The organism is Methylobacterium sp. Leaf118 (assembly GCF_920984675.1).
In the GTDB taxonomy this organism is placed as follows: domain Bacteria; phylum Pseudomonadota; class Alphaproteobacteria; order Rhizobiales; family Beijerinckiaceae; genus Methylobacterium.
Genome location: NZ_CAKLBV010000037.1, coordinates 26677 through 46048 on the forward strand (window position 1 = coordinate 26677; position 19372 = coordinate 46048).

Annotated in this window: 15 protein-coding genes; 8 read left to right on the top strand and 7 right to left on the bottom strand. The window is 71.6% G+C overall.

Annotation, left to right across the window (positions count from 1 at the left end; genetic code table 11):
* The first annotated feature begins 240 nt into the window (after positions 1-240).
* Both LW587_RS15585 and LW587_RS15590 read left to right on the top strand, forming a co-directional pair.
* Complete coding sequence (locus LW587_RS15585; protein WP_232630505.1) at positions 241-1515, top strand: MFS transporter; 1275 nt, start codon at positions 241-243, stop codon at positions 1513-1515.
* 176 nt (positions 1516-1691) lie between these two features.
* Positions 1692-2117, top strand: a complete 426-nt coding sequence (locus LW587_RS15590; protein ID WP_232630506.1) for an organic hydroperoxide resistance protein — start codon at positions 1692-1694, stop codon at positions 2115-2117.
* A 94-nt stretch (positions 2118-2211) separates the two neighbouring features.
* On the opposite strand, the gene LW587_RS15595 is transcribed toward LW587_RS15590, so the two are convergent.
* From LW587_RS15595 to LW587_RS15605, 3 genes are all read right to left on the bottom strand, one after another.
* A complete protein-coding gene (locus LW587_RS15595; protein ID WP_232630507.1) occupies positions 2212-2901 on the bottom strand; it encodes a glutamine amidotransferase-related protein in 690 nt (229 codons plus the stop codon).
* A gap of 8 nt (positions 2902-2909) precedes the next feature.
* On the bottom strand, positions 2910-4283 hold the full coding sequence (gene eat, locus LW587_RS15600) for an ethanolamine permease (RefSeq protein ID WP_232630508.1): 1374 nt from the start codon (positions 4281-4283) through the stop codon (positions 2910-2912).
* An 87-nt stretch (positions 4284-4370) separates the two neighbouring features.
* On the bottom strand, positions 4371-5531 hold the full coding sequence (locus tag LW587_RS15605; RefSeq protein ID WP_232630509.1) for a ceramide glucosyltransferase: 1161 nt from the start codon (positions 5529-5531) through the stop codon (positions 4371-4373).
* A gap of 158 nt (positions 5532-5689) precedes the next feature.
* Between LW587_RS15605 and LW587_RS15610 the strand changes: the two genes are divergently transcribed.
* Positions 5690-6583 carry a histone deacetylase family protein gene (locus LW587_RS15610; protein WP_232630510.1) on the top strand — a complete coding sequence of 298 codons (894 nt, stop codon included), beginning with the start codon at positions 5690-5692 and terminating at the stop codon, positions 6581-6583.
* A 151-nt stretch (positions 6584-6734) separates the two neighbouring features.
* On the opposite strand, the gene tsaA is transcribed toward LW587_RS15610, so the two are convergent.
* Positions 6735-7232 (bottom strand): tRNA (N6-threonylcarbamoyladenosine(37)-N6)-methyltransferase TrmO, encoded by a 498-nt coding sequence (tsaA, locus tag LW587_RS15615; RefSeq protein WP_232630511.1) that lies wholly within the window; start codon positions 7230-7232, stop codon positions 6735-6737.
* A 94-nt stretch (positions 7233-7326) separates the two neighbouring features.
* Here tsaA and LW587_RS15620 point away from each other — a divergent pair, with 94 nt between their 5' ends.
* A complete protein-coding gene (locus LW587_RS15620; RefSeq protein WP_232630512.1) occupies positions 7327-8814 on the top strand; it encodes an AMP nucleosidase in 1488 nt (495 codons plus the stop codon).
* 69 nt (positions 8815-8883) lie between these two features.
* Here the strand turns inward: LW587_RS15620 and LW587_RS15625 are convergent, their stop codons facing one another.
* The 3 genes from LW587_RS15625 to LW587_RS15635 form a co-directional block, all read right to left on the bottom strand.
* On the bottom strand, positions 8884-10581 hold the full coding sequence (locus LW587_RS15625) for a methyl-accepting chemotaxis protein (protein WP_232630513.1): 1698 nt from the start codon (positions 10579-10581) through the stop codon (positions 8884-8886).
* A gap of 169 nt (positions 10582-10750) precedes the next feature.
* The gene (locus tag LW587_RS15630; RefSeq protein ID WP_232630514.1) at positions 10751-13234 is read right to left on the bottom strand and encodes a PBP1A family penicillin-binding protein; all 2484 of its coding nucleotides are present in this window, start codon (positions 13232-13234) and stop codon (positions 10751-10753) included.
* 274 nt (positions 13235-13508) lie between these two features.
* Positions 13509-14591, bottom strand: coding sequence for a transglycosylase SLT domain-containing protein (locus LW587_RS15635; RefSeq protein ID WP_232630515.1), 1083 nt, complete (start codon positions 14589-14591; stop codon positions 13509-13511).
* Positions 14592-14903: 312 nt separating this feature from the next.
* Between LW587_RS15635 and LW587_RS15640 the strand changes: the two genes are divergently transcribed.
* From LW587_RS15640 to LW587_RS15655, 4 genes are read left to right on the top strand one after another with little or no spacing between them, the layout of a single operon-like run.
* Positions 14904-16094 carry an inositol-3-phosphate synthase gene (locus tag LW587_RS15640; protein WP_232630516.1) on the top strand — a complete coding sequence of 397 codons (1191 nt, stop codon included), beginning with the start codon at positions 14904-14906 and terminating at the stop codon, positions 16092-16094.
* Positions 16095-16108: 14 nt separating this feature from the next.
* Positions 16109-17050: an HD domain-containing protein gene (locus LW587_RS15645; RefSeq protein WP_232630517.1), complete on the top strand. Its 942-nt coding sequence runs from the start codon at positions 16109-16111 to the stop codon at positions 17048-17050.
* 43 nt (positions 17051-17093) lie between these two features.
* Positions 17094-18275 carry a class I SAM-dependent methyltransferase gene (locus LW587_RS15650; protein WP_232630518.1) on the top strand — a complete coding sequence of 394 codons (1182 nt, stop codon included), beginning with the start codon at positions 17094-17096 and terminating at the stop codon, positions 18273-18275.
* A complete protein-coding gene (locus LW587_RS15655) occupies positions 18275-19303 on the top strand; it encodes a Gfo/Idh/MocA family protein (protein ID WP_232630519.1) in 1029 nt (342 codons plus the stop codon). The genes LW587_RS15650 and LW587_RS15655 overlap by 1 nt, the downstream gene beginning before the upstream one ends.
* Positions 19304-19372 lie beyond the last annotated feature (69 nt).

Genomic DNA, 19372 nt, shown 5'->3' on the forward strand with positions numbered 1-19372 from the left:
CGAGGCGGTCGCGGGCGCGTCCGTGTCGCGGGATGTATTCAGAAGCCGGCAAGCGAAACCGGCGCCGCCACAGGGGCAGGCCGAGCGCGTCGGCCGGAGTGGCCTTCCACCGGGACGGTCCGGGCCTTAAGCGGACGGGCAGGACGCGGGCGCCAGCCCGACCCGGATCAATCGGCCGCAGGCGAGGGTCACGCCCCTCGGGGGCGCCGATGCGCCGCTGACGCGAAGGCCGACTGACCGATGACGACCCCTTCCGCCCGCCGCATTCTGATCGCGAGCTTCGTCGGCACGGCCATCGAGTTCTATGATTTCTACATCTACGCCACCGCCGCGGCCCTGGTGATCGGGCCGATCTTCTTCCCGCCGGGGGAGGCCGGCGTGCAGACGCTTCAGGCCTTCGCGACCTTCGCCGTGGCCTTCCTGGCCCGGCCAGTGGGAGCGGCGGCGTTCGGGCATTTCGGCGACCGGATCGGGCGCAAGGCGACGCTGGTGGCCTCGCTGATGATCATGGGAGTCTCCACCGTCCTGATCGGCTGCCTGCCGGGCTACGCGACGATCGGCTGGCGGGCGCCCGCTCTCCTCTGCCTCCTGCGGTTCGGCCAGGGCGTCGGCTTCGGCGGCGAGTGGGGAGGCGCCGCGTTGCTCGCGGTCGAGAACGCTCCGCCGGGGCGCCGGGCGCTCTACGGCGTCTTCCCACAGCTCGGCGCTCCGGTCGGCTTCCTCTCGGCCAACCTCCTGTTCCTCGCCCTCAGCGTCAGCCTGACGCCCCAGGCCTTCGAGGCCTGGGGCTGGCGGCTGCCCTTCCTCGCCTCCGCGGTGCTCGTCGGCGTCGGCCTCTACGTGCGCCTGAAACTCACCGAGACGCCGGCCTTCCGAGCCGCCCTGGAGGCGGCACCGCCCGAGCGGGTGCCGCTGGCGACGATCCTCACCCGGCATCGCCGCGCGACCGTGCTCGGGACGCTGGCGATGGTGGCCGCCTACGCGGTGTTCTACCTCTCGACGGTCTTCGCCCTGAGCTACGGCACCGCCACCCTCGGCTACGACCGCAAGACTTTCCTGCTGTTCGAGTGCGTGGCGATCCTGTTCATGGCCCTGGCGATCCCGCTCTCGGGCGCAGCGGCCGACCGGTTCGGGCGCAAGCCCGTGATGCTGTCGGGCCTGGCGGCGACGGCGGCGCTCGGCGGCCTGATCGGGCCGATGCTCGGCAGCGGCGCGTCAGCCCTCGTCCTCGGCTATCTCTGCCTGGCCCTCTTCGCCATGGGCTGGATCTTCGGGCCCATGGGAGCGCTCCTGCCCGAGTTGTTCCCGACGCGGGTGCGCTACACCGGCGCCTCCGTCACCTACAACCTCGCCGGCATCGTCGGGGCGTCCGGTGCCCCTTTCGCGGCCCAATGGCTGGCCGGCTGGGGCGGGATCGGCAGCGTCGGCCTCTACCTCGCCCTCGCCGCCGGGATCAGCCTCGCCGCGGTCGCCGCCATGCCCGAGACCCGAGGGCAGACCGAACCACGAGACTGAACCTCTGGACTGAGCCCCGCGTCCGGTGCCCGAACCCCGCGCCCCAGGCGACGCTCCGTTGCGGAGGGTACATACCGAAAGTCCGGCATCTAGATTGCGCGCAATCTAGATGAGGCCTATGTTCTCGCCATGCCGAACCGATCGGCCCCCGAAATCCGAGATTGCGAGGACACCCCATGCCCGTCGACGTGAAGTACCGCACCACTGCCTCGGCCACCGGCGGCCGCGACGGCACCGCCCGCACCGAGGATGGTAGCTTCGAGGTGAGGCTCGCCACGCCGAAGGAACTCGGCGGCGCGGGCGGTTCCGGCGCCAATCCCGAACAGCTCTTCGCGGCGGGCTATTCCGCCTGCTTCCTCGGCGCCTTGAAGGTGGCCGCAAGCCAGCTCAAGCAGAAGGTGCCGCCAGAGGCCACCGTGACCGCGACCGTCGGGATCGGCCCCCGCTCCGAGGGCGGCTTCGGCATCACCGCCGACCTTCGGATCAGCCTGCCGGGGCTCGAGCGGGCCGATGCGGAGCGCCTCGTCGCCACGGCCCACACGATCTGCCCCTATTCCAACGCCACGCGCGGCAATGTCGATGTCGGCCTGACGGTCGTCTGAGCCGCCACCCTCTCGCGTCAGAGCGCGCCCGGTGGATGCCGGGCGCGCTTCCGTTTTCAAGGGAAGCCGCCGCCCCGAGCTCGCCTCCGAGGCGTCATTCGCGCAGGAACCGTCGAATCCAGCCCGCGACGCGGTCGTTGTCGGCCGGCCCGTCGAGGGACGCGAGCGCGGCCTGCACCAGAGCGGGATCCTCCGCGCCGGCCCGGTGGCCGTCGGTCAGCGCCCGGGCGTAATCGGGCCGGAATTCCGGGTGGCATTGGAAGGAGAGGGCGGGCCGGTCGTCGTAGGCCAGCACGCCGAAGGGCGTGAAGGCGCTGCCTGCCAGCACCCGCGCCCCGGGCGGCAGCGCCACGACCTGATCCTGATGGCTCACCGGGATCGCGATCGTGTCCGCCTCATCCATGAAGGGCGCGCGCTCGACCACGTCGTAGGCGTGCAGCCCTAAGCCCCAGCCGCGTTCGGACCGCGCGACCTGCCCGCCGAAGGCCTGCGCCAGGGCCTGATGGCCGAAGCAGAGGCCGATGAGCGTCGTCGACCGGTCGAGACCGCGCAGGAAGGCCAGAAGGTCGATGACCCACGGCGTCGCGTCATAGACCGAGGCCGGCGAGCCGGTGATGACGCAGCCGTCGAAGGCTTTCGCGTCCGGCCAGTGCCCCGCCGTCACGTCGAAGCGCGCGAAGGCGTGGCCGTCGCCGATCAGCGCCGCCGCCATCGCTCCGTAGGAGGGGAAACGGCCGTGAAGCCGCTTGGGCGGGTGGCCGGTCTCGAGGAGGGCGAGGCGCATGCCTCGCTCTACGCCGCCGGATCGGGGGTGGAAACCGGGGCCGGGGCCGCAGGTTGGGCGATCCGGGCGAGCACCACCGCCACGCCCATCGCGGCGGCGAAGAGGGCGAAGATCAGCGGGTTGTAGATCACCAAAGCCATGAGGCAGATCACCGCCATGGCCAGGGCGAAGGCAGGGGCAAGGGGATAGAGCGGCGCCCGGTAGGGCCGGGGGAGATCCGGCTCGCTCCGGCGGAGGCGGAACAGGGCCGCCATGCTGGTCACGTACATGGTGAGCGCGCCGAACACCGCCATCGTCACGATGCTGGCGGTGAGCGACTGCCCGGCGATGCTGACGAGATGGTCGCTGTAGATCGCGGCGATCCCGACGAGGCCGCCCGTCAGCGTCGCCACATGCGGCGTGCGGAACCGCGGATGCAGCCGGGCGAAGAGGGCCGGCAGGAACCCGGCCCGGGCGAGCGCGAAGATCTGGCGGGCATAGCCCATGATGATGCCGTGGAAGGACGCCACGAGCCCGAACAGGCCGAGCCAGACCAGCATGTGCAGCCAGCCGCTCGAATCACCGACGACCCGCTTCATCGCCTGCGGCAGGGGATCGTTGAGATCCGACAAGGCCTTCCAGTCCCCGGAGCCGCCCGCGAACACCATCACGCCGAAGGCGAGCGCCGTCAGGGTCAGCACGCCCGTGATGTAGGCGACCGGGATCGCGCGCTTCGGCTCCCGGGCCTCCTCCGCCGCCATGGCGACGCCCTCGATGGCGAGGAAGAACCAGATCGCGAAGGGGATCGCGGCGAAGATCCCACCGATGGCGGCGGGTCCGAACGCGTCCTGACCGGCCCAGCCCTCGGCCGTGAAGTTCGCCAAGCGGAAGGCCGGGGCCACCACGCCCATGAACACCAGAAGTTCGCCGACCGCGATGACGGTGACGACCAGTTCGAAGGTGGCAGCGATCCGCACGCCGACGATGTTGAGCCCCATGAACAGCAGGTAGGCGCCGAGCGCCGCCAGTTTCGGGTCGAGACCCGGGTACTGGACGTTGAGATAGGCGCCGATGGCGAGCGCGATCGCGGGGGGCGCGAACACGAACTCGATCAGGGTCGCATAGCCCGCGATCGCCGCCCCGGTGGGCCCGAAGGCGCGCAGGGCGTAGGCGAACGGGCCGCCCGCCTGCGGGATCGCCGTGGTGAGTTCGGTGAAGCTGAAGATGAAGGCCACGTACATCGCCGCCACGGCGATCGTCGTGACGAGGAACCCCAGGGTTCCGGCCTGGGCCCAGCCGTAGCTCCACCCGAAATACTCGCCCGAGATGACGAGCCCGACGGCGATGCCCCAGAGGTGGAAGGCGTTGAGGCTCTTGTCGAGCCCGGTTGACGGCGCCTGCATGGATTGCCCCGGTCTGCGCCCTCGCCCGGAAGGCCCTCGGGGCCGGACCAAGCAAGAGCGCTGCCGCGCCGGGGGCTCAGGCGGCGCTCAGGCCGCGCTGGGGCCCGTCCCCAGCGGGGCGGCCTCGCGGGGGCGGATGTCCATCGGGTTGCCGCGCCAGACGATGGCGGTCCGGGCCCAGGCGCTCGCCCAGATCGCGGGGAGGAGGGCGTCCCGAATTAGGAAGGCGAGGAGGAGCCGGGGCGAGCGGTGCCAGCCCGCCCGCGCGGCGAGCCCGTATTCGGCGCCGTACCAGAGGGCTCCGGCGCCGGCGAGCAGGGCGGTCGCCTCCCCGGTGCCGGCCGCCAAGGCCGCAAGGGTCAGCGGAAGCAGCGCACCGATCCCGATCTCGGGGGCGAAGAAGAGCGGGAAGGTGACGCGGCGCAGCCGGGCCCAGCGCAGCTGACGCGCCCAGACCTCGCCGAGGCTGCGCCGCCCCAGCGGCTGCCGGAACGGCGCGGCGACGAGATGGACCCGCCGCCCGGCGGCGCGCACCAGCTTCGTCGCCGCCGCGTCCTCGGCGATTTCGGCGTTGAGCGCGCGGATGCCGCCCTGGGCCTCTAGGAACGGCTTGTGCCAGAGCATGCTCTTGCCCTGAGCGAAGCCGAGGCCCAGGGCCTCGCCGGCATATTGCCAGCGCGCCTGCAGGGTGTTGAGGAACGCGCATTCCACCTCGGCGAACAGGCCCTCGGGACGGTCGCCGATCGGCGTCGAGCAGACGAGGCCCGTCGTCGGGCGCCACGCGGCCTGCATCTGCTGAATATAGTCCGAGGCCATCAGCACGTTGGAATCCGCCAGGATCACCCAATCGTGCCGGGCGGCATCCCAGCCGCGCACGCAGTTGTTGAGCTTCGGGTTGGGGCCCAGCCGCTCGTCGCCCAGGATCAGGCGAGCGGGAACCTGCGGATGGGCCTGCCGCATCCGCTCCAGCATCGGCAGCACCGGATCGCCCGCATCCGCCACGCAGAAGATCAGCTCGTAGGCGGGATGATCGAGCCGGAAGCTCGCCAGCAGCGTCTCCTCGCTGAAGGTTTCCAGGCCACGCAACGGGCGCACGATCGACACGGGCGCGCCGGCCGGGAAGGCGGAGGGCTTGCCCCTTCGCCCGATCCGCACGGACGCCACGGCGAGGCTCGCGAGATTGACGAGCACGAGGATCGCGCAGGGGACGAGGGCGGCGAGCGTGGCGCTCTCCGGCAGTGCGGCCATGCGGGGCATCTCCCAACGGCCGGCCCCGTGGGACCCGGAGAGCGGGTGCACGGGACGGGCATGCGGCATCGGGCGCCGGGCGCCCCTCTTCACGCCCCTAGCAGCGCCGCCGTATCAGCCGTGTGACATCGCCGTCCCCCGACGCCCGCCGAGGCCCCGTGCCGCCGATCGTGTTCCATCCGGCCTATGAGGCCGCGCTGCCGGACGGCCACCGCTTCCCGATGCGCAAGTACGGCCGCCTCGCCGAGATTTTGCGGGCGCGCGGGCTGGTGCCGGAGGGCTTCGTCACGCCCGAACCCGCCGACGCCACGCTGCTCGCGGGCGCGCACGATCCCGCATACGTCGCGATGGTGCTTGCCGCGCAGGTGCCGCGGTCGATCGAGCGGGCGATCGGCCTGCCGGTGACGGAGGCCGTCGCGGCCCGCGCCTGCGCCTCCGCCGGGGGTACCCTCTGTGCGGCCCGCCTCGCCCTCGCCCACGGGCTCGCGGGCAGCACGGCGGGGGGCAGCCACCACGCCCGCCGCGCGGGCGGCGCCGGTTTCTGCGTGTTCAACGACGTGGCCGTGGCGGCCCTGGCGCTGCGGCGAGAGAGGCGGATCGCCCGGGCGCTCATCGTCGATCTCGACGTGCACCAGGGCGACGGCACCGCCGATTGCCTCGCCCGCGAGCCGGACCTGTTCACGCTCTCGATCCATTGCGAGCGCAACTATCCCACCGACAAGGTGCCCGGCGACCTCGATATCGGCCTGCCCGACGGCCTTGGCGACGCCGCGTATCTCGACGTGCTGGAAGCCCGGCTGCCGCCGCTGATCGCGGGCTTCGCGCCGGACCTGATTTTCTACAATGCGGGCGTCGATCCCCACCGCGACGACCGCCTGGGCCGGCTCTGCCTCACCGATGCGGGCCTGCGCGCCCGCGACCGTTTCGTCGTCGGCCTCGCACGGACGGCACGGATCCCGCTCTGCGCGGTGATCGGCGGCGGCTACGGCAGCGACGTGGATGCGCTGGCGGCCCGCCATGCCCTCGTCTTCGAGGCGCTGGCGACGTCTTGAGCCGGGCGCGGTTCTGACCGGGGGCGGGCCACCCGGCCCGGAGAGAGGCGTCGAGCCCAGCACGCCCGCAACAGCGTGCCCGCCGCGCCGCGATCGCGCGAAAACACCATCGCCCGGGCACGCAACGGAAGGTCGCGGCCGGTCCGATCGCTCAAGGCGCCGTCCCGGCCCGGTCGACCCGGGCGTCGGGACGGCTGTCGGTCGAGGCGTAGTAGGGCTTGATGTCGAGGAGCGGCGTCCCGTCGATGCAGTCGAGCCCGCGCACGGTGACGAGGCCCTCGGCCACGCCCAGATTCTCGACCACCGACAGCGCGATCGGGTTCGGCCGGGCCGGCGAGCGGAGGGAGAAGGTGCCGCGGCTGCCGTCGGCGTGGCGCGGGCGCTGAAGCACGAGGTCGCGGGCGGCGCGGTCCATCCAGTAGAGCACGATCAGGTGTGTCACCCCCGCCAGGTTCTGGAGGGCCGGACGATAGGGCGGATCGACCTCCAGGGTGCAGACGGCGTCGGTCTGGCGGCCGTTCTTCGGGCAATCGCGGCGCGCGCGCCACGGCGTGCGCACGCGACCGACGAAGTAGAGCCCGGCATCGTAGGCCGGTGGCAGCGCCACCGTTTCCTCGCCCGGGCGGCGGTCGATATCCTCCGGCGTCATCGGCTCCACGGCATCCTCGCCCCTGTCCCCCGGCCGCTTGTCCTGGCCGCCTCCGCGCCGATGTAAGGGCCGGCGCGGACGAGGGGGAGGGTGCATGGCCACCGACGAGTTGCGGCCGATGGAGGCGATCGCCGATCCGGACGCCGCGATCGACCGCCTGGAAGCCCTCCACACGGGTGCGACACGGGCGCTCCGGACGGCGCTCGCCCGCTATCTCGAACGGCGCGAACCGCCCGATCCGGCCGAGCGCCTCCAGTTCCGCTATCCGGAACTGCGTCTGACCTACCAGCCGGCGGGACCGCCGCCGCGCCTTCAGCGGGCGACCGCGAAGTTCCAGGCGCCGGGCCTCTACGCCACGACAGTGACGCAGCCCGGCTATTTCCGGGCCTACCTGCTGGAACAGCTGCGTCCCCTCGTGCGGGATTACGGCGCCAGCATCGAGGTCGGCCTCTCGGCCCAGGAGATTCCCTACCCCTACATCGTCGAGCCCGGGACCGATCTCGGCGGCAGCGGCGCGAGTGCGAGCGATCTCGCCGCCCTGTTTCCCGTGCCGCTCCTCTCCGTCGTCGGCGACGAGGTCGCCGACGGACTGTGGCGCGAGAGTCCGGGCGAGCCGCGGCCGCTCGCCCTGTTCGACGGGGTCCGCACCGATTATTCCCTGCGCCGGCTCGTTCACTACACGGGCTCGGACTGGACCGAGATCCAGCCCTGGATCCTGCTCACCAACTACCACCGCTACGTCGACGGATTCGTCCGCCACGGGCTGGAGCGGCTCGCGGCCGGGGAGGGGGAGCGCCTCGTGCTTCCGGGCGGCGTGGTCGTGCGGCAGGAGGAGGCGGCCGGCGCCGATCCGGCGGCACTCCTCGCCGCCTCGCCCTGGCACCGGTTCCAGATGCCGGCCTACCATCTCGTCGCCCGCGGGCCCGACGGGGCACCGCAGGGCACCACCCTCGTCAATATCGGCGTCGGCCCCTCGAACGCGAAGACGATCACCGACCATCTCGCGGTGCTGCGCCCACATTGCTGGCTGATGGTCGGCCATTGCGGGGGGCTGCGCCAGTCGCAGACCATCGGCGATTACGTGCTGGCGCATGGCTACCTGCGCCGCGACCGGATCCTCGACGACCTCGTCCCGACCGACATCCCGGTTCCGGCGCTCGCCGAGGTGCAGATCGCCCTGCAATCGGCCGCCGCCGCGGTCACGGGCGAGCGGGCCGAAACCCTCAAGCGGCGCCTGCGCACCGGAACCGTCGTCACCTACGACGACCGCAACTGGGAATTGCGCTTCAGCCAGGAGCGGCGGCGGATCGACCTGTCGCGGGCCATCGCCGTCGACATGGAGAGCGGCACGATCGCGGCCCAGGGGTTTCGCCTGCGGGTGCCCTACGGGACCCTGCTCTGCGTCTCCGACAAACCGCTCCACGGCGAGATCAAGCTGCCGGGCGCGGCCAGCGCCTTCTACGAGCGGGCGGTGGCCGAGCATCTCCGGATCGGGCTCGCGACCCTCGACAGCCTCCGGGCCGATCGGGCCGGCCTGCACTCGCGCAAGCTCCGGAGCTTCGACGAGCCGCCATTCCGGTAGGCGGCGCCCGGGGCCGTCGCAGGCCCGCGCCCCGGTGGCGCGCGGACCTTGCCGGGCGTGCCGCCGCCCTCAGGCGGCCCGCACGCTGGTGAGGAAGCGCGAGACCTCGGCCCGCAGGTGATCGGACTGGCGCAAGAGGTCGCCGGCCGCCTGCAGCACCTCGTTGGCCGCCGAGCCCGTCGCCTCCGCCGAGCCCGCCACGCCCGCGATGTTGCCCGTCACCTCGGCCGCACCCGCCGAGGCCTGGGCGACGTTGCGTACGATCTCCTGCGTGGCCGCGCCCTGCTCCTCCACCGCCGCCGCGATGGCGGTCGCCACCGTGTCGATGTCGCGGATGCGGGCGGTGATGCCGCCGATCGCCGACACCGCCTGCCCGGTCGCCCCCTGGATCCGGCCGATCTGCTGGGAGATTTCCTGGGTCGCCCGCGCGGTCTGGGTGGCGAGTTCCTTGACCTCCGCGGCCACAACCGCGAAGCCGCGCCCCGCCTCGCCGGCGCGTGCCGCTTCGATGGTGGCGTTGAGGGCGAGCAGGTTGGTCTGGCCGGCGATCGAGGAGATCAGGCCGACCACGTCGCCGATGCGGGTGACGGCCCCGTCGAGTTCCTGAACCAGGGTCGAGGTCTGGCCGGATTCGACCACCGCCGCCTGCGCCAGAGCGGCGGAGCTCGAGACCTGGCGCCCGATCTCCTGCACCGACGTGCCGAGCTCCTCGGCCGCCGCCGCCACCGTGTTGACGTTCACGGCAGCCTCCCCCGCCGCGGCCGCGACGGTGGTGGCCTGCGAGGCGGTCTCGGTCGCCGTCCCCGACATCGTCGCGGCGGTTCCCTGCAACACGGTCGCCGAGGACGAGACCCGCCCGACGATACCGCCGACCGCCTCCTCGAACCGGTCGGCCAGTTCGGTCATGGTGCGCTGGCGCTCGAGCGCGGCGGCCTCGTCGGCGATGCGCTGCATCTCGGCCTGCTCGGAGGCCTTGCGCGCCACCATCGTCTTGATGCCCTCCACGGCACGGCCGATCTGGCCGATCTCGTCGCCGCGCTGCGCCTCGGGAATGCCGGCATCGACCGCGCCCTGCGCCATCCGCTGCAACACGGCCACGAGGCTGGCGAGGGGACGGGTGATGCCGAACACCACGATGGCGGCGGCCACGCCGAGGGCGCCCATCAGGGCGGCCGCGGCGCCCACGATGAGGATCATCGTCGCGTGGCCGGTCTCGCCCTGAATCGCCGCCTTCTCGGCCTGCATCTCGTGGCCGATCGTCTCGATTCGCGCCTGAACCTGCTCGCGCAACTTGGCGCGGGTGGGCGCCGCTTCCTCCTGCACGATCCGCATCGCACCGGACCGATCGTTCTTCAGCGCGACGTCGCTCGAGCGGATCAGGATGCCGAAGAAGGTCTCGGCCAAACGCCGCAACGCATGGTTCATCTCGCGGCGCTCCGGTGTTCCCGCCAGGGCGATCAAGCGATCGATCGACGCGACTGCGTCCCGTATCGCGCTCTCCTGGCGAGACTTGTAATAAGTTAGCTTTTCTTCGGTGTTCTCGATGATGATGTTGCGGTTCTGAAGGCTCGCCTCGTTGATGGCGACTTGAAATCTCAGAATGCTCTCCTGACGCGCGGCCTGTTTATCGACCAGATAGGCCGATCGCTCGCCCAGTTCGGTCAATGCGCGGTTCGCGTAGACCACCGTGCCGATCGAGGCCGCCGAGAGCAGGATCAGCGGGACGACCACCTTGAGGAGGATTTTGGTGTTTCGAAGGATGCTCACCTGGTCCGCTCCTGGAATGTGGTCCCGGAACCAGCAAAAATTACATTTGTTAATTTAGGTTTGTGGTCTTAGGCCGCTTTCGCCTCCGTCCCGCCCGCGAAAGCGGCCCGACGGGTCGGGCCCGGCGCGCGTGTCTCACCCGGCCATGACGGTGGGGTTGAGGGCGGGGTCACCGCTCCCGCTGCCACAGGCCGGCCCGCTCGGCCCTGGCCTGATCCTCGGCCTCGACGAGGTCGGCCGGCGCGTCCTCGGTGGCGCGGGCCCCGCCCGCCGCAACGATGAGGACGGCGAGATCCTCGCCATCGAGGCGGCAACGCTGGCCGCCCTCGGTGTCGCCGGCGCAGACGACCTCGCGCCGGCGCAGATAGCGGGCGAGCTGGCGGGCCAGCGCCCCGCGCTCGCCGACGACCCCGAGCAGGCGCACGGTGCGCCCGCGGATCGTCAGGGTGCCGGTATCGACGACATCGGGCACGCCGCGCAGATCGACCGCGGCGACGCCCGCGCTCGGAATCGGGGCCGGCGGCGGGGCGACGGCGGTCGCCGGCGCGGGCTCCGCCCGGGCCGCGGACGGAGCCGGGCGCTTCTTGCCCTTCAACACCTTCTGGGCGCGCTCGACGAAGTCATGGAAGACGCGCGCCGGGATATCGCCGCCGGTGACCTTGTTCATCGGGGCGTTGTCGTCGTTGCCGACCCAGACGCCGACGATCATCTCCGGGGTCAGCCCGACGAACCACCCGTCCCGGAAGTCCTGGCTGGTGCCGGTCTTGCCGCCGACGGCGACACCCGCGACCCGGGCGGCCTTGCCGGTGCCGGACTCGACGACCGCCTGGAGCGAGTCGAGGATCATGGTCTGCACCTGCGCGTCCATGGCGGCCCCGGGCTTCGGGGCCGGACGCTGGTACAGGGGCTGGGGGCCGTTTCCGCGCACCGCGCGCAGGAAATAGGGCTCGACGGGCACGCCGGGCCCCAGCACCCCGGCATAGGCCCGGGTCATCTCGAGCAACGTCACGTCCGCCGAGCCGAGCGAGAGGCTCGGCACATTGGGCAGCTCCGACTGCACCCCGAGCCGGCGCGCCTCGGCGATGATCGCGGCGATGCCGACCTCCTCACCGAGCTGCGCCGCGATGGTGTTGACCGAGAGCGCGAAGGCCGAGCGCAGGGGCAGCGCCCCGCGAAAGCGGTTGTTGGAATTCTGCGGCTCCCACTCGCCGATCTGGGTCGGGCGGTCGACCAGCACGCTGTCCGGGAAATAGCCTTTGCCGTAGGCCGCGAGGTAGACGAACAGCTTGAACAGCGAGCCGGCCTGACGCTTGGCCTGGACCGCCCGATTGAACTGGCTGTCCTCGTAATCGCGCCCCCCGACCATGGCGAGGACCGCCCCGTCGGGGGCCAGCGCCACCAATGCGCCCTGGCCGACCTTCTTCTTCGTCCCCTCCGCGTCGAGGCGGCGGGCAAGCACGCCCTCGGCGAGGCTCTGGAGGTCGAGGTTGAGCGTCGCCCGCACGGTGACGTCGCCGGGCTCGCTCGTCAGGCGGCGCACGTCGGCCTGGAGCGCGTCGAGGAAGTAGTTGGTGCCCGGCGGCGTCTCGGGGGGAGAGTGGAGCGTGACCTTTTCCGCGCGCGCCTTGTCGGCCTCCGCCGGCGCGATCGCCCCGGTCTCGACCATGGCCTGAAGCACGAGGTCGGCCCGCTCCTTGGCGCCGCCGAAATTGCGCGTCGGCGCGAGCTGCGAGGGCGCGCGCACGAGGCCGGCCAGCATCGCCGCTTCCGCGAGGCTCAAGCCCTGCGCGCCGTGGCCGAAATAGCGCCGCGCCGCTGCGTCGGCCCCGTAGGCGCCCGCGCCGAAATAGGCGGTGTTGAGGTAGCCGACGAGGATCTCGGGCTTCGACAGCGTGCTTTCCAGACGAAGCGCGAGGAACGCTTCCTGGATCTTGCGGCGCAGGGTCTTCTCCTGGCTGAGCGAGGTGAGCCGCGCGTATTGCTGGGTGATGGTCGAGCCGCCTTCGCGCACGCCTCCCCCCATCGCGTTGCGCCACAGGGCCCGAGCCATGCCCCGCAGATCGATGCCCCAATGGTCGTAGAAGCGCCGGTCCTCGATCGCCACGATCGCCTGGGCGAGGCGGGGCGGCAGGGTCTTCTCGGTGAGCTTCTCGCCCTGGAAGGCGCCCCGGGTCGCGAAGGTACGGCCGTCATCGGCCTCCACCACGAGGGCGCGCTGGGCGGCCTCCGCGGCGACGCCGCCCAGCGGCGGGAGCGTGGCGAAGGCGGCAAGCACGTAGGCGGCCAGCACCGCGACCAGGGCGCCGAGCATGAGCCCGGCCGCGAGGAGGATGGGTCTGCGCCGCAGGCCGGCGAGGATGCGGCGGGGCTTGCCCCCCTTTGCGATCGGGAACGCGGCGGGTTCGGCCGGGCCGGCGCCCTGGGCCGGGGGTGCCGCGGCCGGGCGGGGGACGCCCCGCCGAAGCACCGGGCCCGCCCGGAGCGCCGCGGCGCGCCCCTGGTGCCACAGGCCGCGCCCGGCGCTGCCGGCGAGGCGGCCGAGCTGGCGCGCGAGCACGCCCGCGGCCCGCGCCGCCTCCCGGGCGGCGTCCCGCGCCTCGTTTCGGTCTCCTGCGGCGCCGGTCTCCGGCCTGTCCGGTCCCTGCGCCGTCATGGGAAAGTGATCACCGTCCGCTCAGCCCGACCTGTCATGGGGCGACCTTAGCGGAGCCGTGCCGGCTCCGGCTACGGGCGACATCGCGGCAGGCGCGATGGCGGCGACGGGTGGCCCGAGGGACACGCACGAAAAGATACGCGAAGCCGGCCGGCCAAGCTGATCCCCAGAAGGTGATTCGCCCACACCGGGAGAGAGCAAGGATCCGGAGCCGTACGAAGGCCAGGGCGTTGCCGCCGCATCGCCCCCGTCCGGCGGCGTCGGATGCGTCCTCTTACCGGACCACGTGGGTCGAGAGCGCGGGGGCGACGGCCGCGTCGAGGCGCAGGCGCGCATCCAGGATCGGCGTGTCGGCGACCTTGTCGACCAAAGGCTCCTCCGCCGGCTGCTGGGCGAGTTCGGCGATGGACTGATACTGGCTCAGGCGGCGGTCGATCATGCCGTCGAGGCGCTCATGCACCTCGCCGACCGTGAGGTTGCGGCGCTTGGCACCGACCTTGGCGGTGAAAATGCTGCGGTTGGCCCGCGCCGCGCGGCCGAAGGCCTGGCCCGCGACCTTGTCCGGGGCGTCGGCGCTGAGCGAGAGGAACTTACCGGCGCTCGCCGTGCCGAGGAAATGCGCGAGGTAGAGTTCGGTCGTCTTCAGTTCGCGGCCGATCCGGGCCTCGATCCGGGCGCGGTCGCGCTTGATCAGCTCGCCGGCCATCAGACCGGAGACGTAGGGATCGTTGCGCAGATCGAGGACGCGCTTGCGCATCCCGGCATCGGAGATCGTGATGCCGCCGCCATGGCCCTTCACCGCCGCGGCCTCGGCGCCGAGGCCATGCCGGGCGCCGTAGGTGCGGACCATCTCCAGCCACGTGCCGGTGACGAACTGGAACAGGCCCTGCGCGGACGAGGCCGAGGACTTCACGTCGGTCTCGAAGCTCGACTCCTTGTCGGCGAGCGCCATCATATAGACCGGATCGACACCGGTGGCCTCGGAGGCGCGCAGGATGGTCTCGACGAGGCTGCGGGACACGCGCATGTCCCCGAACCGCAGGATGGACTCGTCGTCGACGCCGGGGCCGGTCATGGCGCCCTGGACGCGCTCCATCGAGGCGGACATCGCCGCGTCCTGTCCAAGCAGGGCGTCGCCGCCCCATTCGGTCTTGGCCTCGGCCGGGATCGTCTCGTTGCCCTGGGCCTGGATCGCGGTTGGGGTCGCCATCAGGGCGAGGCCGGCGAGCAGGGCGGCGGCGAGGCTGCGGGCGCGCGGGGCGCGACGCGGGGCGGCAGCCTCGCTCGGAAACGACCCGCAAGGCACGAGTCGGCTCACGTCGTCGGCGCGGTGCGCCGGCTCCGGGTAAACCCCCATCGGTCTTCCTTGTTGGTGCCGCGGCCTTCACGTGGGCCGGGCTTCTTGTGACGGCGGACGTTTCGCCGCCGGGTGTGACCACAATGGGACCACCCCGTGATTCAAACGTGTTCCCGTTAATGCAACGTTAAGCCATTGTGTTTACGATATTTTAACGAATTCGTTCCAGCCGCTGCGGCGGAGGCCTGCGGCAACTGAGGCGGCTCCGTCGCCGGAACGGACCAGATTGGTCACAGTTGTCATGGGCCGCGCGGCGACCAATTAGGCAACACCTCAAGGCCGCCGAGCCATCATTGAGAGAAAGTCGGGTTCATGGGCATTCAGACCGGTCGACGCGTCGGAGTGGCGTTCGTCGGCATGGGCGGTGCGGTCGCCACGACCGCCATTGCCGGCATCGAGACCATCAAGTCGGGTTCGAACCGTCTGGACGGCCTGCCCCTCGCAGGCGTGCCCGTGCCGGGCATGGCCGATTACAAGGATCTGGTCTTCGGCGGCTGGGACCTGAACAGCGACGACCTCGCCTCCGCGGCCGCCGGACACGGCGTGCTCTCGGCGCAGGACATCGAGAACGGGGCCCAGGCCCTCAAGGGCATCACCCCCTGGCCGGCGGTCGGTTCTGCGAAGTTCTGCAAGAACATCGACGGTGCCAACCGCATCGTCGCCAAGGATCACCGCGAGGCCGTCTCGGTCATCGCCAACGATCTCAACCGCTTCCGCAAGGAGAGCAATCTCGACGACGTGGTGGTCGTGAACCTTGCCTCGACCGAGCGTTGGCCCGACCTGTCGGAGGCCGTACTCAATTCGGCGGACGCTTTCGAGAAGGGTCTCGATGCGAGCGATGAGTCGATCTCGCCCGCGATGCTCTACGCTTATGCCGCCATCAAGAGCGGCGTCCCTTACGCGAACTTCACGCCGTCGGTGGCGGCCGACGTTCCGGCACTTCTGGAACTCGCCCGCGAGCTGAACGTGCCGGTTGCCGGCAAGGACGGCAAGACCGGCCAGACCATGATGAAGACGGTGCTGGCGCCCGCCCTCAAGGCCCGCGCCCTCCATGTCGACGGCTGGTTCTCCACCAACATCCTGGGCAACCGCGACGGCTTGGCCCTCAACGATCCGAACTCGCTGCAGTCGAAGCTCAAGACCAAGGGCACGGTGCTCGATTCGATCCTCGGCTATCCGGTCGAGGATCACCTCGTGCACATCCACTATTACCGCCCGCGCGGCGACGACAAGGAAGCCTGGGACAACATCGACGTCACCGGCTTCATGGGTCAGCGGATGCAGATCAAGGTCAACTTCCTCTGCAAGGACTCGATCCTGGCGGCGCCGCTCGTCATTGAGATCGCCCGTGTCCTGGATCTCGCCAAGACCCGCGGCGACGGCGGCGTACAGGAGCAGCTCTCGAGCTTCTTCAAGGCGCCGATGGTCAAGAACGGCCATGGCCCGGAGCACGATTTCGGCAAGCAGCAGCGCATGCTGTTCGACTGGCTGGGCGTGCAGTAAGGCGACCCGACTCCATGCTGGACTCCGTGGTGACCTCCGCGGCGGGCCTCTCCCAGGAGGCGGCCGCGCCCCTCGCCCTGCGCCCGCTGCTCGTCGAACTCGGCGACCTCAAGCGGGTCCGCTCGGCGGGTCGGGCCGGCTCGATCGCCGAGCGGCTCTTCGCTCAGGGCTGGTCGGCTCTGACCGGCGGCGCCCCGGCCGAGACCGTGGCGCTCGACATCACCGCCAAGGCGCTCGCTGCGTCCCGCCTGTGCGATCTCGACGCCGCCTTCCTGGCGGCCGCCGGGCTCTCGCCGACGGACGCCTCGGCGGTGCTGGTCGACGGGCTCGACGCGGTCACGGAGCCGGTCGACCCGGATCTACGCGCACGTCTGCGGGCGTGCTTGCGCGCGCCGGCGGATCTTCCGTCCGGTCCCGTGCCGGCCTTCGTCGGCGCCCTGGCCCAGCAGCCGCGGGCGGGCGTGACCTGCCCCGGCAAGCCCCGCATCCTGCTCGAGCCGCCGGAGAACCACGCCGAGCATTGCCTCGTCGTGGCCGTCTACGGGGTCCTGCTCAGCCCGTTCTACCGCGCCGACCCGACCACCGTGTTCCTGGCGGCCATGGCCCACCACTTTCACAATGCGGCGATGCCCGATGCCGGCTTCACCGGCGAGATGCTGCTCGGCGACCATCTCTGGCCGATCGTCGGGCGCTGCTCGGAATGGGCGCTCGACGAACTCGACCCGCCCCTGCGCGAGACGGTGCGCGCCGCGCGCCTCGTCCTGCCCGACGACGCGACCGCGGAGGGCCGGGCCTTCCACGCCGCCGACTCGATCGACCGCGTCCTGCAGATCGCCCAGCACCTGCGGGCGGCCTCGCTCACCATGGAGACGGTGCTGGGCGAGATGGAACTGGTCCATGCCGGGCCGGTCAAGACTTTCCAGGATCGCGTGCTGACCGATATGCGGATCCCGTGACGTTCCTCGCACCCTGGCCGGCCCGACCGGCCGCGATCGCCCGATGATCCCCTTCGATCTCCTCTCGCCCGACACGGGCCATCGCCTCAAGCCCGACGGCGCGCACGCCCTGCGCGACGCCGAGACGGGGGCGCGCTGGCCGGTGATCGACGGCATTCCCTACCTGCGCACCGGCCGGGCCGAGCTCGCTGCGGCAGCGCTTGCCCATCTCGACGCCGACCGCGTCGAGGAGGCCCTGGTCCTGCTCCTCGCCGATCAGGACGATTGGTGGACCGGTCCGCCCGCCGACCCGGAGTCGTTGCGCGTCCTGGTGCGCGAGCGGGAGAGCGTGACCCTGCGCGGTGCGGTGGAGCGGCTCGGCTGGGGACGAGTCGGCGATTACTTCGTGAACCGCTGGACCGATCCGACCTTCCTGGCGGGGCTGAGCCTTCTCGAGGCCCACTGGAACGCGCCGGCCTGCGCGTTCGAACTCGCCTGCGGCATCGGCCATTACCTGCGCGAATTGCAGCGCCGGGGCGTCAAGGTGGCGGGCGCGGACGTCGTCTTCGCGAAATTGTGGGTCGCCCGCCATTGGGTCGTGAAGAAGGGGGCCCAGCTCGTCTGTTTCGATGCCGCTGCGCCCCATTGGCCGATCGCCGAGGCGCCGGTCGATCTCGTGATCTGCAACGACGCGTTCTACTTCCTCGAGGACAAGCCCGGGATCCTCGCCTGCCTGCGCCGCACCGCGGGCGATGAGGGCTGGCTCGCGGTGAGCCACATCCACAACAGCGGCCGGCCCGGCTTCTCGGCCGGCAAGGCGATCTCCTCCGCCGAGATCGAGGAGCTGTTTCCCGACGCCCTCGTCTACGACGATGCGGAGCTGACCCGGGCCCTGGTCGAGGCCCGGGCCCCGCAGCCGCGGGAGCCCGGCGACTTGAAGACCTGCGAGGCCTTCTCGGTGGTGGCGGGCCCCGGCATGCGGCCGGCGCCCCGTGCCGTGATCGACGGCCTCACCCTGCCGCCGGCCGAGGCGCGCCTTCACCTCAACCCGCTCTACGCACCGGCCGCGGACGGCTACGCGATCCGCTGGCCGTCCGAGCGCTACGAGGCGGAATATGCGACCCAGGCCACCTACCCGCTGCATTCGGACGGGCCGGAGGCCATCGCCTGGAAGGGCGGGCCGGACGCGCCGGAGGCGGAGCGGGTGCGCCGTCGCGAATATGTCGATCTGCCGGAGCGCTGGTGATGGGTGACAGCGTCGGCTGGGGCATCGTCGGCTATGGCTGGGTCGCCCGCGACTACATGGCCCCGGGCATTCGTGCGGCGGGACACCGCCTCGTTTCCGTGGCCGATCCGGGGGCGGAATCCCGGGCGGCGGCGGAGGCCGAGGGCGCCCGCGCCCATGCCGACCTGGCGGGGCTGATCGCGGATCCGGCGGTCGAGGCGGTCTATGTGGCGACCCCGAACCATCTCCACCGCGGCGCCGTCGAGGCGCTCTGCGCCGCCGGCAAGGCGGTGCTCTGCGAGAAGCCGATGGCCGCGACGCTGGCCGACGCCGAAGCGATGGCCGCTGCGGTGCGTCGGACCGGCGCCTTCTACGGCACCGCCTTCGACCAGCGCCATCATCCCGGTCACCGGGTGATGCGCGCGGCGATCCGGGAGGGCCGCATCGGCACGGTGACCGCCGTGCGCATCGTCTATGCCTGCTGGCTCGACCGGGCCTGGACCTCGTTCCGCGGGCAGGACAACTGGCGCATCGACCCGGCCCAGGCCGGCGGCGGCGCGCTGATGGACCTCGCCCCCCACGGGATCGATCTCGTCGATTTCCTTCTCGGCGAGCCGATCGCCGAGATCACCGCCATGACCCAGGCCCGCGCCCAGGACTACACCGTCGACGACGGCGCCCTGCTGATCGGCCGCACCGGCTCGGGCGTGCTGGCCCAGCTCAACGTCGCCTACAATTGCCCCGACGCCCTGCCGCGCCGCCGCCTCGAAGTGGTCGGGACGAAGGGCCTGCTCACCGCCATCGACACGATGGGCCAGACCGCGGGCGGGACCGTCACGCTCACCGATGGCGGTGACGGGCACGCCCACACCCTCGACTTCGACGGGAGCGCCTCGCCGTTTCTCGAACAGGTGCGCGCCTTCGGCCGTGCCCTGCGCGATCCGGCGGCGCGCCCCGCCTGGGACGCGGAGCGCGACCTCCACACCATGCGCCTGATCGCCCGTGCCTACGCGGCGGCGGGCACGCCCGCGGGCCGCGACGCGGCCTGATACGGGCTCCGCTTGATCAAAGCGGAGCCCGTATCAGGCAAGCCCGCGCGGCGTTTGAGCGAAGCCCAC

What these genes read in the sequence shown, in the direction of transcription:
- tsaA (WP_232630511.1), bottom strand. Translation starts at nt 7,232, where the DNA reads ATGACGCCGGAGGATATCGACCGCCGCCCGGGCGAGGAAACGGTGGCG.
- LW587_RS15650 (WP_232630518.1), top strand. Translation starts at nt 17,094, where the DNA reads ATGATCCCCTTCGATCTCCTCTCGCCCGACACGGGCCATCGCCTCAAG.
- LW587_RS15590 (WP_232630506.1), top strand. Translation starts at nt 1,692, where the DNA reads ATGCCCGTCGACGTGAAGTACCGCACCACTGCCTCGGCCACCGGCGGC.
- LW587_RS15655 (WP_232630519.1), top strand. Translation starts at nt 18,275, where the DNA reads ATGGGTGACAGCGTCGGCTGGGGCATCGTCGGCTATGGCTGGGTCGCC.
- LW587_RS15605 (WP_232630509.1), bottom strand. Translation starts at nt 5,531, where the DNA reads ATGGCCGCACTGCCGGAGAGCGCCACGCTCGCCGCCCTCGTCCCCTGC.
- eat (WP_232630508.1), bottom strand. Translation starts at nt 4,283, where the DNA reads ATGCAGGCGCCGTCAACCGGGCTCGACAAGAGCCTCAACGCCTTCCAC.
- LW587_RS15630 (WP_232630514.1), bottom strand. Translation starts at nt 13,234, where the DNA reads ATGACGGCGCAGGGACCGGACAGGCCGGAGACCGGCGCCGCAGGAGAC.
- LW587_RS15640 (WP_232630516.1), top strand. Translation starts at nt 14,904, where the DNA reads ATGGGCATTCAGACCGGTCGACGCGTCGGAGTGGCGTTCGTCGGCATG.
- LW587_RS15620 (WP_232630512.1), top strand. Translation starts at nt 7,327, where the DNA reads ATGGCCACCGACGAGTTGCGGCCGATGGAGGCGATCGCCGATCCGGAC.
- LW587_RS15585 (WP_232630505.1), top strand. Translation starts at nt 241, where the DNA reads ATGACGACCCCTTCCGCCCGCCGCATTCTGATCGCGAGCTTCGTCGGC.
- LW587_RS15595 (WP_232630507.1), bottom strand. Translation starts at nt 2,901, where the DNA reads ATGCGCCTCGCCCTCCTCGAGACCGGCCACCCGCCCAAGCGGCTTCAC.
- LW587_RS15645 (WP_232630517.1), top strand. Translation starts at nt 16,109, where the DNA reads ATGCTGGACTCCGTGGTGACCTCCGCGGCGGGCCTCTCCCAGGAGGCG.
- LW587_RS15635 (WP_232630515.1), bottom strand. Translation starts at nt 14,591, where the DNA reads ATGGGGGTTTACCCGGAGCCGGCGCACCGCGCCGACGACGTGAGCCGA.